This is a genomic window from Acinetobacter sp. S4400-12 (assembly GCF_024129495.1).
GTDB lineage: Bacteria > Pseudomonadota > Gammaproteobacteria > Pseudomonadales > Moraxellaceae > Acinetobacter > Acinetobacter lwoffii_C.
Window position 1 is genome coordinate 1 of record NZ_JAMXYB010000033.1, and the last position, 12,708, is coordinate 12,708.

The window sequence follows — 12,708 nt, forward strand, 5'->3', positions numbered from 1 at the left end:
GTGAGATTGTGATCAATGAGCGCAATGAAACCAGCATGAAAGGTGTGTTTGCTGCGGGTGACTGTACTACAGTTCCCTACAAGCAGATTATTATTGCCACTGGTGAAGGTGCAAAAGCCTCGTTGTCTGCTTTCGATTACATGATACGCTCAGGACAATAAAGAAAATGGCACCAGGAATCCCCAAGTTCCCGGTGCCAGATCACGAACAATATTGTTATTGTTCTTTTTTATTGGAATTCTGGATGCTAACTCCAGAGTTCCTTTTTTTATCTTTTTATTATTGAATCAGCTGCATGTGTCCCCAAGCACATTGCGCTGTTTCTTATCTTTTTTGTTTTATAACCCTTCTTATTATGCTTTCCCCAAGGTGATCTGTATTAGGCATTAAACAGGTTTAAGCCCTTAAACTTTTGTAGCAACTGTTCCGCTGTTTCACGGTGTTCAGGATGTGGAATGATGCATTCAATTGGGCACACATCCACACAGGTCTGATGTTCGTAAAAACCGACACATTCGGTACAACGGTTGACATCAATTTCATAGACTTTGTCACCCTCATAAATCGCTTCATTCGGACATTCTGCTAAACACATATCGCAATTGATACATTTATCGGTAATCAGTAGTGCCATGCTTAACTCGCCCGATACGCCAGTGAAGAGGCTGAAATGTCTACAGTCGAACTGGGCAGATTACGGATGAGCAGGGCATATTGCATATTTACATCTGCTGGGGCCGGAATCTCGACGATATGACCTGAGCCTTTAGCATCTTCAATCAGATTACCTTTTTTGTCTTTCATCTCAGTTAAAGTAAAGGTAATGTTGCCTTGAGGAGTCATCAGCTCCAATGAATCACCCACCACAAAACGGTTCTTTACATCAATTTTGATGTAGTCGCCATTATGTTCCAGCACTTCGCCACAGAACTGCTGATGATCGAAACTGGATGAACCATTCTCATAGTTTTGATATTCGCTATGCACATGACGGCGCAGGAAACCTTCGGTATAACCACGATTCGCCAGGCCTTCAAGCTGAGTCATCAGTGATGGATCAAAGGGTTTGCCTGCCAGTGCATCATCAATCGCTTGACGATAAATCTGTGCAGTACGGGCGCAGTAGAAATAAGACTTGGTCCGACCTTCAATTTTTAAGGAATGTACACCAATTTTGGTGAGACGTTCGACATGTTGTACGGCACGCAGATCTTTGGAATTCATAAAGTAAGTGCCGTGTTCATCTTCTTCGGCGGCAAACATGTCTTCTTCGTTGCGCTGTAACAGCACTGGCTCATTGAACTGGTGTTGTGCCTGCAGATGTGCTGCGTCGGCATCTTTGGAGCAGCAGCCTGAATCCAGGTTTTTCACCGGAATGACATCGCCAGTTTCATCTTCCTTGGCATCGAGAACTTTATATTCCCAGCGGCAGGCATTGGTGCAGGCACCCTGATTGGCATCCCGTTTGTTCATGTAACCGGATAACATGCAGCGTCCTGAATAGGCCATGCATAATGCCCCATGAACGAAAACTTCAATTTCCATATCCGGCACTTGCTGTTTGATTTCTGAGATTTCTTCAATGGACAGTTCACGTGACAGAATGACACGGGTGAGTCCCATCATCTTCCAGAATTTGACGGTTGCCCAGTTCACGGCATTGGCCTGCACAGACAGGTGAATATCCATATGCGGAAAATGTTCCCGTACCAGCATGATCAGACCGGGATCCGACATGATCAGAGCATCTGGCTGCATGGCTACGACAGGTTCCAGGTCGCGGATAAAATTTTTTAGTTTAGAATTGTGAGGCTGGATATTGACCACCACATAAAATTTCTTACCCAGTTCATGGGCTTCTCGAATGCCAATCGCAAGATTGTCATGATCAAATTCATTGTTACGAACACGCAGACTATAACGCGGCTGTCCTGCATAGACTGCATCTGCACCATAAGCAAAAGCGTAGCACATATTTTTGAGTGAGCCAGCAGGTGAGAGAAGTTCTGTAACGGTCGTGATGCTCATGCTTGATCAAAAGACATAGAAAAAGTATGGCTTTATTCTAATCATCTAAAAACAGGATTCAACCTAGTAAATAACTCGGAATTGGCCAATGGTGCTTAAATTTTGAGCTAAATATACAGCAGTCATTACCTTAAAAATGGAAAGTAAATTCAGTTAGCTTCACCTGCTTCCAGCATTTTTAGAATCTGGCAATGGTCGATAGTGGTCGGGGTGTTACAGCTTTCCCGCAGTGCCTTTAATTGCTGTTTAAATATATATAACTCTTTAATTTTGTTAGAAACATCTGAGAGATGCCGGTCGATAAGCTGATTGACTGCACAGCAGTCCTGATCCGGATTTTGTTCTAGTTGAATCAGATGTTCAATCTCTTTTAGGGACATACCTAAGGCACGACAACGCTTGATAAAAATTAAGCGTTTAAGAGCATCTTCCGTATAATAACGATACTGATTGCTTGCTCGAAAATTCGGCTGAATCAGGCCTTTTTTTTCATAAAAGCGGACAGTGTCGGTGCTGAAACCGGCTTTTTGGGCGACTTCTGAAATTAAATATAAAGACATTTTTATTCCGGGCTTGACCTTGGAGTTACTCCATAGTTTCTAATTAATCTAACCTATTTTTTTAGATAAAAACACTGGAGATTATAATGGCCTGTAGTTGTAGTCATGAACCTGCTCCTCCCAAGCCCAACAGCAAATTTAGAACGGCATTGTGGATTGCCCTGTTCATTAACCTTGCCATGTTCGTGGTGGAGCTGATAGGTGGGACCTATGCACATTCATCGGCATTATGGGCAGACGCGCTGGACTTTTTTGGAGATGCAGTCAATTACGGCATTTCACTTGCGGTATTAGGTGCAAGTCTGTATTGGCGTGCAACCGTCGCGCTGCTAAAAGGGGTGACCATGGCCTTATTTGGTATTGTCGTGATTGGCAAGGTGATTTATGCCTATCTTCAGGGTATTCCGCCTGAAGCCATTACGATGGGTGTAATTGGAGTGGCCGCCTTGATTGCCAATGTCACTACCGCAGTAATTCTCTATGCCTTTCGTGATGGGGACTCCAATATGAAATCAGTCTGGCTGTGTAGCCGAAATGATGCGATTGGTAATGTCGCGGTGATTCTGGCTGCAATTGGGGTATTGGGTACAGGCAGTTTATGGCCGGATATCATTGTGGCAGTCATTATGGCCAGTTTAGGATTAACTGCAGGCTATCAGATCGTTAAACAAGCGATCAATGAAAGAAAAAATTATACAGTGGTTTAATCTGTATGAAAAAACCGAGCTAAACAGCTCGGTTTTTTTGAGTATGCTTCTAAAGAATCGAAATCTTATTTTTCCACAAAAGCACGTTCAATTACGTAATCGCCTAGAACACCCATACGAGGAGATTCTTTTAAGCCATGCTGGTCTAGCAGTGCGGCAACATCATCAAGGAAGGCCGGGCTACCGCAAAGCATCGCACGGTCAGTTTCAGGATTGAAACGTGGTAGCCCGATTTTTTCAAACAGCTCACCGCTTTCAATCGCAGTCGTTACGCGGCCCTGGTTCGGATATTCTTCACGGGTTACGGTTGGGTAATAAACCAGTTTTTCACGAATACCCAGCTCTTCAAAGAACTCATGGTTCGGAAGTTCGTTCAGAATCAGGTCCTGATAAGCCAGTTCAGAAATGAAGCGCGTTCCGTGAACCACGATAACTTTTTCAAAACGCTCATACGTTTCAGGATCGCGAATCGTTGCCAGGAACGGTGCAAGCCCTGTACCCGAAGAAAGCAGATACAGGTTTTTACCCGGGTTCAGGTCATCCAGAACCAGTGTACCTGTCGGCTTTTTAGACACCAGGATCTCATCTCCCACTTTTACTTTTTGCAGGATCGAAGTCAGCGGGCCATCAGGTACTTTAATAGAGAAAAACTCTAATTCTTCTTCATAATTTGCGCTTGCAATCGAATATGCACGCATTAACGGCTTGCCGTTCATTTCAAGGCCGATCATCACAAACTGACCGTTTTTAAAACGCAGTGCAGTGTCGCGAGTCGTTTTAAAAGAGAATAAAGTATCATTCCAGTGGTGGACGTGAGTAATCTTTTCGACGTTAAAAGCAGCCATTAAAGGTCTCAATAAATTATCAAATTAGAACAGCTTGCTATTCTAATCTAAAATCATTCTCGATAAACTGAATATATTTAATTGAGCTTATCAGAAAAAGTTATTATGACTGGGTTGAAAATGCCGATTATTGGCTATATGCGTTCTCCTTACAAAGAAAAATTTGGTATTCCTCGTCAGCCTAATCTGGTTCAGGTGGAGAGTTATATTGAAATGACTGGCCCTTATAATGATCTGCTGGCATTTGAAGGAATTGACGCATTTAGTCATCTGTGGCTGGTCTGGCAGTTTCATGCGAACAAGAACCAGCAGCATAGCCAGTTTCGTCCGCAGGTACGGCCACCGCGTCTGGGAGGGAATAAAAAAATTGGGGTATTTGCGACCCGGAGCATGTATCGTCCTGCAGCGCTCGGTTTATCGGTTGTAAAACTGAAAGACGTGCAAAAAGTGGGTAAAAATGTCCGTGTGTATGTTACGGGTAGTGACCTGCTAGATGGGACGCCAATTATTGATATTAAGCCTTATATTCAATATTCGGATGCGTTGGTTGATGCGCAAAGTGGTTATGCCCAGGAAGAACCAGCCCGTAAAGTTGTGATCTGGAGTGATAAGGCAGAACAGCAAAAGCAGGCTTTACTGGCGGCTCAGAAAATCTTACCCCATACTTTTCAAGAGCTAGAGGAAGTATTATCTCTGGACCCAAGGCCCGCCTATCAGGATGATGAAGAACGGATGTATGGGATGAAGTTTGCTGACTTAGATGTGAAGTTTAACTTTCAGCAAAGCTGTATAGTCATACAGGAGCTATAAGCTCCTGTATGACTTAGAACCTAAACAATTGGTTCTCAATATCGAGTTTGTGGTGGTATATTAAAAAACCATCCACCACATCAAACCAATCAACACTGCCATATGCAGGATTTGTACCGGAACAAAATACAGGGCAAATTTAACGCCGCCAGTCAGCGCCGCATTGACCGATTTTGCCAGTGCATGGGCACCGAGTCCCAAAAGCAGAGCATAAATCAAGTGACTATTTGAAGGATCTCCCTGAACGGTGACACCAGCCATGGCAGCATGAATTTCAAACAGCGAGGCGAGCAAGGTGCCGGCCAGTAAGCCGGCATTTCCCAACAGCTGTTCCAGTCCATAAACTCCAGCCTGAATCAGGGTTAAAGTCACCGCAATAATTACTGCTTCCTTTAAGCTAAACATCCGGCTGTCCGAAGATTCCAGATTTGGACTCGGTTTAGCCTTGCGCAGTAATAAAAATGCACAGGCTGCCAGAATTGCCCCAGCGACCAAGGTAGGCAAGAACAGAATTCTCAGCCAGCTTAAGGATACACCCCCCACCACAACCAACAGTAGCACTAGGGTTGAGATACAGGACATCAGTGCGGCACCCGCATTCGATTTGGCATCCACTTTAGTTTTACGTACCTGTAAACCCAAATGCGCAATAGTCGCAGTACTAGAAACGAAGCCCGAAGCAATAGACGACAGCATCAAGGCATTTTTACTCGACAATAAGCGTTTGGCAATATGCGCAAGAGCCTGTACCACTAAGATCAAAGTCAACAGTCTTAAAATCAGATGCGGATTCAGGACTTCGCCCCATAAGGGCTTATCAGGTGTCAGCGGTAAAGCAATCAGAATGAGTGCCAGTAAAAGTATGCCATCTCTAAATTCAGCTTCGCTAATCCATTGTCCGGCAATATTATGCATGGAGTGTTTGGCCATCAGAATAATCGTGACCAAGACCGCCAGTCCTGCGGCCAGCGGAATATTCCACAGGCACATGGCCCCAATAAAATAGGTCATCATAAAGGCCAGTTCTGTGGTAATTCCGGGATCTTGCAGCTGGTTTCGAAGGGAAAACATGACCATTCCACCGACTAACAGGGCGCCTGTCAGACCAATATTCATGCCAAATAAAAAACACAGCGCACCCAACAAGGCACAGAGGACAAAAGAGCGTAATCCGGCAAAGCTGGGCTGTTGTTCACGCTGTTTATGCCGCTCACGTTCCAGGCCAATCAGCAAACCACAGCCAAGCGCCGAAGTGAGGATAGTCAGCAGTTCCTGAAAAGAACCGCTGCTATTGAGAGGCACCACACTAAAATCCATATTGGTCTCAGTCATTTAAAAGACGGTCTGTGTGAAATATAGGCGATAAACTAAACTATGAACAAGCAGGAAAAAATTATATTTTGAAATACTCAGCAGGCGTGAAGATGAATTGCTGTGAAAATCTGCCGCTCAACCATGACATGCAGACACAAAATGCGAAAAACAAGAAAAACTTGTTATAGTGAATACTGCTTTGGGGAGCAATAAAACATGAACTTTGATTTTGAAATTGATACAGGCTGGTGCTTAGACCAGTTATTAAAAGATGGCAAAATAACTGAACGCGACCGGATGCGGGTTCAGACCACCCATCGCCAGCGTGAACAGATTAAATGGCATCCTTTGCAATGGATTGCGCATTTTAATCTGGTCGATCAGTCTCATCCTCAAAGCACCCTTACACTAAACCGTCTATGTCAGTGGTTGGCAGAAAAAACCGGATTAATGTTCTATATCATCGATCCTTTAAAAGCGGACGTACAGGCATTGACCCATGTTATGTCACAGGAATATGCCCTGCGTAACCATATTCTGGCCGTTGAGATTCAGGCAGATAAAGTCCTGATTGCCACGGATCAGCCTTATAAAACTGAATGGGTGTCGAATCTCGAGCAGAATATTTCCCCGAAAAAAATACAACGGGTACTGCTAAATCCAGAACAGCTACAACGTTATATTACTGAATATTATCAGGTCAGTCGCGCAGTCAGCGGTTCACAGAAATCATCAGCCTATGACCGGGAAAATAAAGGCGTAGAAGCCTTATTACAGCTGGGCGATTCACAAAACCCGGATGCCAATGACCAGCATATTGTCAAACTGGTGGACTGGGTGCTGCAATTTGCCTTTGAACAGGGCGCCAGTGATATTCACATGGAACCGCGCAAAGATACGGGCAAGATTCGTTTTCGGATCGATGGTGTACTGCATACCATTTACAACATGCCGGCCAATACACTGACCGCGGTCATTTCCCGGATCAAGATTCTGGGCCGGATGAATGTGGCGGAAAAACGTAAACCACAAGATGGCCGCCTGAAAACCCGGACACCCAAAGGACAGGAAACTGAACTGCGTCTGTCAACTTTGCCGACGGCATTTGGTGAAAAACTGGTAATGCGTATTTTCGATCCGGAAGTGCTGGTCAGGAGTTTTCAGCAACTCGGTTTTGAAGGGCATTTGCTCAATGACTGGAATAATCTGACCAACCACAGTCATGGCATTATTCTGGTGACCGGGCCAACGGGTTCCGGTAAAACCACCACCTTATATTCAACCTTGAAGCAGCTGGCGACGGAGCAGGTGAATGTCTGCACCATTGAAGATCCGATCGAGATGCTGGAGCCGAGCTTTAACCAGATGCAGGTTAATAACGGCATCGATTTGGGGTTTGCGGACGGGGTGCGTGCACTGATGCGTCAGGACCCGGACATTATCATGGTCGGGGAGATTCGTGATCAGGACACTGCCAATATGGCGATTCAGGCGGCACTGACCGGTCACTTGGTGCTATCCACCTTGCATACCAATGATGCACCGTCGAGTCTGACCCGTTTGCACGATCTGGGGGTGCAACCCTTTCTGACTGCCGCAACGATCTTGGGTGTTCTCGCTCAACGTCTGGTACGAAAACTCTGCCCGCATTGCAAGCAGGAAAGCTTCCTGAATGAACAGGAATGGCAACATCTAGCCACGGATTATCCTTTGCCACGACCGGAATTTGTCTTTAAGGCGGTGGGCTGCGAAGAATGCCGGCATACCGGCTACAAAGGCCGTATCGGGATTTATGAGTTTATGCCATTGAGTCTGGCCACCAAACAGCTGATCGGGGCCGATGCGAACCTGAACCAGTTGCGTCAGCAGGCGAAAAAGGAAGGAGTAGAGCCGCTCAGAATTGCCGGGGCGCGTAAGATTCTGGAAGGTGTGACCACACTGGAAGAAGTCCTCAGAGTCGTGCCTTTAACTTAATTTTAAAAATGAAGCCATCTTAAGATTCAATTCATCTTCGGCTGTTTTAATAGCATCATCGAAATAAGGCAACTTTAAAGAGGTAACTGCAATGAAAATGATGATAAATACAGTTCTGGCAGCTGCATTGATGGGTTCTATTGCCACCGCTACGATAGCAAGTAGTGACACCGCTGTGAATCAGGCCGCTTTTGCTCAATCGACTACGGTCAAGCAGGCGCTGGCCATGAAAGATGACAGCAAGGTCCAGCTGAAAGGGTATGTAGTCAAAGCAGTCGGTGATGAAAAATACCAGTTCCGTGACAGCACCGGAACCATTACGGTTGAGATTGATGACGAACTTTGGCAGGGTAAACCAATTTCAGCCAAAACACCGGTAATCATCACCGGTGAAATTGACATTGATTATAAACCGGCCAAACGTGTTGAAATTGAGGTTGATCAGGTTCGTTTCTAATATCGCCTGATTTGCTGGAACCAGCTTGAACACAGCAACAAAAAACCACATGCAAGTTACCAAAAAGCATGTGGTTTTTTTGAGTCTGGAACTTTTTCAAGGCAAGATAGAACAAGGAAGCAAACGGAGCAAAGTATGCGTATTCTTTTGGCGGAAGATGACTCCTCTCAGGCAGACAGTATCCAGACCTGGCTGGAGATGGATGGCTATGTGATTGACCGGGTCGAGCGCGGTGATCATGCGATTCTGGCAATTGAGCAGCACCAGTATGACTGCATTTTACTGGATCGTGGTCTGCCGAATGCTACTGGAGACGACATTCTTAAAAACTTGCGCAATAAACAGCAGGATACACCGGTGATTTTTATTACCGCCAAAGACAGTATTGATGATCGGGTAGAAGGGCTAGACTTAGGCGCCAATGATTATCTGGTCAAACCTTTTAGTCTGGAAGAGTTGTCGGCCCGGGTGCGCGCCCAGCTCAGACTTCGACAGCAAACGCCGAATCATATTCTGCACTGGCAGGATCTCAGTCTCGACACTCAGGCCAAGACCCTGCACAAAGCCGGTCAGAATATTAGCCTGACGGCAAAGGAATTCCAGATTCTGTATAAACTGATGCAGCAGCCTGAACATATCGTCACCCGTGAACAGCTGGAAGAGTCGCTATATGCCTGGGGTGATGAAATTGAAAGTAATGCCATCGAAGTATTTATTTACCAGTTGCGTAAAAAAATCGGCAGCCAGATGATTAAAACCCTTCGCGGTTTGGGTTATCGCATGTATAAACCAGAAACATAATTATGTCAGCGTCTATTTCCCTGCAAACCCGATTGATTCAACACGCTCTGTTCAGTTCTGTATTGGCGGGGCTGTTGGCGTGGTTGCTCTCTTTGGGAATCTCCAGTTATCAGGCGATCCAGCTGCATGATGACCTGATGCAGCAGATTTCCGAGCTTCTATTGGGCGATCTGACCCAGATGAAAGATACCCAGGTGGATGAAATTAGTGAGCAGTTTGACATCCAGTATGCTTTATTACTGGATCAGAAGATTCTTACCACTTCGGTTGAGCATGAACTATTAACTGAAATACCGCTTGTGCAAAAAAACGGCTTTCACTTTGCTTATGAACAAGGCCATTTTATTCGGATTCTTAACGCTGAAGATGACGGCTTGCAGGTTAAGGTAGTACAGCCGCTGTCGGTACGCTTTGAAGAACTCTGGCAAACGACTTTAAGTTTTCTTGGTATTTTACTGGTGTTATGGTTATTACAATGGTTAATTTTATATATTGCGATCAAACGTCAGTTAAGGCCGTTAAATAAAATTTCCCGGGCCATTGCATTCAAATCTGCTCAGGACCTCAGCCCGATCCATCGTCCGGAACCTGAAATTACGGAGCTGCAGCCGATTGTACGTCAGTTGAATGCCATGCTCGGCCGGCTGGAAAAATCACTGACTGCCGAACAGCGTTTTACCGCAGATGCTTCCCATGAACTGCGTTCGCCACTTTCTGCAATTCAGATGCGCTTACAGGTGCTGAAACGTCAATATCAAGATGATGCATCATTAGCTCATGCCTTGCAGCTGATCCAAAATGATGTCAATCGCGGCACGCTGGTACTGGAAAATCTGCTCTTGCTGGCACGACTCGATCCGGAGCGGGCAGAGCAACTACCCAAACAGGTGGTCAATCTTAAACTTCTGGTTCAGGATGCTTTGCAAGCCTTACAACCAGTGGCTCAGGAAAAAAACATCCATTGGAATTTATGGCTTGAAGATGCCGTGATTGAAGCCAATGCAGAACTCATTTTTAGTTGTATCCGCAATCTGCTGGATAATGCCATCCGTTACACACCAGTCCAAGGACAGGTGGACATTCGAACCAATATCCAGCAACAGCAGATCCAGTTGCTGATCGAAAATTCAGGTGAGGGTATGACGGCTGAAGTCATAGAACGTTTGGGTGAGCGTTTCTATCGTGCCTTGGGCACTCAAACGCAAGGTTCAGGCTTGGGCTTGTCTATTTGTCAAAAGATTATGCAGCTGCATGCGGCCAGAATAGATTATGCAGCTTCAGATTTGGGCGGGCTGAAAGTGTCATTAAGCTTTGCAGGTCAGGCGCAGAATTTAAAGTCATGCCAATAAAAAAAGCAGTAGGGGCTGATTCATACTGCTTGTTCCCACGTTGGTTATTATTGAACTATGCTAATTATTTAGTAAGAATGAGTCGGTTGTTGCGAGTCAGACGCAAACGGTATTCCTCACCAGCATGCATGATTCGGATTTCACGGCCAAGAGCAAAAAGATTATTTGAGTGCAGCATGGGCAAGGTATGGTGAGTTTCGGTATTGCGAGTAAACAAGCTAAATGGTGCATTCATTCCATCGACTCCGTGGTGTATTTTGGATTGGTTTAAATGATAATCATTATCAAATTGGTCTGTCAACGGAATATTGAATAATTTATAAAAAGCTCTAACTTGCTTACAATCTGTAAAACTTTCATGGTTCATCATATTATGTCTAAACCTACCATTCATGTCGCAATTGCTATCTTGTTTTATCAAAATCAGATCCTGGTTGGCTGGCGTGAAGCCGAGCAACATCAGGGGAACAAGTCTGAATTTCCAGGCGGTAAAGTAGAGCAAGGTGAATCACCGCTTGAGGCATGTCGACGTGAGGTTCTTGAAGAGGTGGGAATTGATCTAGATGTCTGGCATGCATTTGATTTTATTTTGCATGAATATGAAGATGTCATTGTCAATTTACATATTTTCCATAGCTCGGTGTCATCTGAACAGTTGGCGCACATCAAAGCACCTTGGGGCTGGTATCGTCGTGAACAGCTCAGCCAGCTGAATTTTCCTAAAGCCAATCAGGCCATGATTCAAAAGCTGCAATGGCCACAGAGAATAAAAATTTCTGACAACCTGAATGTTTTAAATCATCTTGAGGCCAATCAAATGCTGTATTGGCGGGCAGAGGCCAGTCCTGAGCGAGTAATGCAACTGCAACAACTGCCGATTGAGCAGCTATCTAAATTGATCGTTAATCAGGCTATGTGGGAGCAATTGAATGAATTACAGCAGCACACCATTCGCAGCATTCATTTAAAACAGTCGCAATTAATGGCCTTGCAAAAAGGGGAGCTTCACTGTGGTTACCGCTATATTGCTGCCTGTCATGACTTGAAGGCATTAATCCAGGCGCAGCAGATTGGCTGTGAGGCGGCTTTACTCAGTCCAGTGCTGGCCACAGCGACACATCCCGATACCCCTGCACTCGGCTGGGAGCAGTTCAAGGAGATGGCAGAACAGGTACAAATTCCGGTATTCGCCCTTGGCGGGATGAAAGCGGAAGATCTGAGCTATGCACAAGCTCAACATGCTTATGGCATTGCCGGAATTCGCCATATGTAAGACATTCACATACAGCGTTCAGTATTTGCCAAAGCAGGCCCTAATATTTGCTGAGGGCCTGGCGGGCTTGCTGAATGGCTGTGCTATTTTTCTGCTGTTGAGCCGCTTTCAGGCGAACTTGCCAGAGCTGCTTTTTCATGGCCTTGGACTGGGCATAACTCAGACCACGCAAAGCAAAAGCATCGGCGCGGGCGGGCTGGTTGGTGCGGTTGGCAATCATTCCCAGATAGAGATAGGTTTCAGGCGCTTGAGGTGCCAGACGCTGGGCTTGCAATACAGTGGTTTCAGCCTGAGCAAACTGCTGCTTGCTATACGCTTTCTGGGTTTGTTGCATCAGCTTTTTAAAGGCAGGCAGATTGCGGCCATCATTAAATTTTTGTGCCTGTGGTTTCTGCTCAGGAAGGATAATCTTCTGGCGTTTAATTTCCGGGCGCTCATAAGGACGAATCACCACACCATCCGGTGTGGCAACTTTCGGCTGCTCCTGTGCCGGTTTAGCCGGGGTAAGAGGCTGCTCTGGTTCAGAAATGGTCTGGCAGCCCACCAGACCGAGAATGAGCAGACCAGGAATGACTTTATCTAACATGATG

At 45.5% G+C, this 12,708-nt stretch carries 14 protein-coding genes and 1 pseudogene; 8 read left to right on the plus strand and 7 right to left on the minus strand.

Annotation, left to right across the window (positions count from 1 at the left end; genetic code table 11):
- Positions 1-161 (plus strand): annotated as a pseudogene (locus NI461_RS11500) (pyridine nucleotide-disulfide oxidoreductase); the annotation flags it as partial.
- Positions 162-379: 218 nt separating this feature from the next.
- On the opposite strand, the gene NI461_RS11505 reads toward NI461_RS11500, so the two are convergent.
- From NI461_RS11505 to NI461_RS11515, 3 genes are all read right to left on the minus strand, one after another.
- The gene (locus tag NI461_RS11505; RefSeq protein ID WP_151204656.1) at positions 380-634 is read right to left on the minus strand and encodes a YfhL family 4Fe-4S dicluster ferredoxin; all 255 of its coding nucleotides are present in this window, start codon (positions 632-634) and stop codon (positions 380-382) included.
- 2 nt (positions 635-636) lie between these two features.
- Positions 637-2,028: a tRNA 5-hydroxyuridine modification protein YegQ gene (gene yegQ, locus NI461_RS11510; protein WP_253157343.1), complete on the minus strand. Its 1,392-nt coding sequence runs from the start codon at positions 2,026-2,028 to the stop codon at positions 637-639.
- Positions 2,029-2,177: 149 nt separating this feature from the next.
- A complete protein-coding gene (locus NI461_RS11515) occupies positions 2,178-2,588 on the minus strand; it encodes a Cd(II)/Pb(II)-responsive transcriptional regulator (RefSeq protein ID WP_253157346.1) in 411 nt (136 codons plus the stop codon).
- Positions 2,589-2,674: 86 nt separating this feature from the next.
- Here NI461_RS11515 and NI461_RS11520 point away from each other — a divergent pair, with 86 nt between their 5' ends.
- Positions 2,675-3,295, plus strand: coding sequence for a cation transporter (locus NI461_RS11520; protein ID WP_151204653.1), 621 nt, complete (start codon positions 2,675-2,677; stop codon positions 3,293-3,295).
- Between the two features lie 65 nt (positions 3,296-3,360).
- Here the strand turns inward: NI461_RS11520 and NI461_RS11525 are convergent, their stop codons facing one another.
- On the minus strand, positions 3,361-4,140 hold the full coding sequence (locus NI461_RS11525) for a ferredoxin--NADP reductase (protein WP_151204652.1): 780 nt from the start codon (positions 4,138-4,140) through the stop codon (positions 3,361-3,363).
- Positions 4,141-4,245: 105 nt separating this feature from the next.
- Between NI461_RS11525 and tsaA the strand changes: the two genes are divergently transcribed.
- Complete coding sequence (tsaA, locus tag NI461_RS11530) at positions 4,246-4,950, plus strand: tRNA (N6-threonylcarbamoyladenosine(37)-N6)-methyltransferase TrmO (protein WP_253157348.1); 705 nt, start codon at positions 4,246-4,248, stop codon at positions 4,948-4,950.
- 60 nt (positions 4,951-5,010) lie between these two features.
- Here tsaA and NI461_RS11535 read toward each other — a convergent pair whose 3' ends face one another.
- The gene (locus NI461_RS11535; RefSeq protein WP_253157359.1) at positions 5,011-6,267 is read right to left on the minus strand and encodes a DUF4010 domain-containing protein; all 1,257 of its coding nucleotides are present in this window, start codon (positions 6,265-6,267) and stop codon (positions 5,011-5,013) included.
- 213 nt (positions 6,268-6,480) lie between these two features.
- Here NI461_RS11535 and NI461_RS11540 point away from each other — a divergent pair, with 213 nt between their 5' ends.
- From NI461_RS11540 to NI461_RS11555, 4 genes are all read left to right on the plus strand, one after another.
- Positions 6,481-8,238: a GspE/PulE family protein gene (locus NI461_RS11540; protein WP_253157350.1), complete on the plus strand. Its 1,758-nt coding sequence runs from the start codon at positions 6,481-6,483 to the stop codon at positions 8,236-8,238.
- 91 nt (positions 8,239-8,329) lie between these two features.
- The gene (locus tag NI461_RS11545; RefSeq protein WP_151205562.1) at positions 8,330-8,695 is read left to right on the plus strand and encodes a NirD/YgiW/YdeI family stress tolerance protein; all 366 of its coding nucleotides are present in this window, start codon (positions 8,330-8,332) and stop codon (positions 8,693-8,695) included.
- Positions 8,696-8,830: 135 nt separating this feature from the next.
- The gene (locus NI461_RS11550) at positions 8,831-9,496 is read left to right on the plus strand and encodes a response regulator transcription factor (protein ID WP_253157352.1); all 666 of its coding nucleotides are present in this window, start codon (positions 8,831-8,833) and stop codon (positions 9,494-9,496) included.
- A gap of 2 nt (positions 9,497-9,498) precedes the next feature.
- Entirely contained in the window at positions 9,499-10,845 is a 1,347-nt protein-coding gene (locus tag NI461_RS11555; RefSeq protein ID WP_253157354.1) for an ATP-binding protein, read from the plus strand.
- A gap of 64 nt (positions 10,846-10,909) precedes the next feature.
- Here NI461_RS11555 and hemP read toward each other — a convergent pair whose 3' ends face one another.
- Positions 10,910-11,080: a hemin uptake protein HemP gene (gene hemP, locus NI461_RS11560; protein ID WP_151205563.1), complete on the minus strand. Its 171-nt coding sequence runs from the start codon at positions 11,078-11,080 to the stop codon at positions 10,910-10,912.
- A 138-nt stretch (positions 11,081-11,218) separates the two neighbouring features.
- Between hemP and NI461_RS11565 the strand changes: the two genes are divergently transcribed.
- Positions 11,219-12,118 (plus strand): thiamine phosphate synthase, encoded by a 900-nt coding sequence (locus tag NI461_RS11565; RefSeq protein ID WP_174659544.1) that lies wholly within the window; start codon positions 11,219-11,221, stop codon positions 12,116-12,118.
- A gap of 40 nt (positions 12,119-12,158) precedes the next feature.
- Here NI461_RS11565 and NI461_RS11570 read toward each other — a convergent pair whose 3' ends face one another.
- Positions 12,159-12,704 (minus strand): tetratricopeptide repeat protein, encoded by a 546-nt coding sequence (locus tag NI461_RS11570; protein ID WP_174659545.1) that lies wholly within the window; start codon positions 12,702-12,704, stop codon positions 12,159-12,161.
- Between the last annotated feature and the right edge of the window lie 4 nt (positions 12,705-12,708).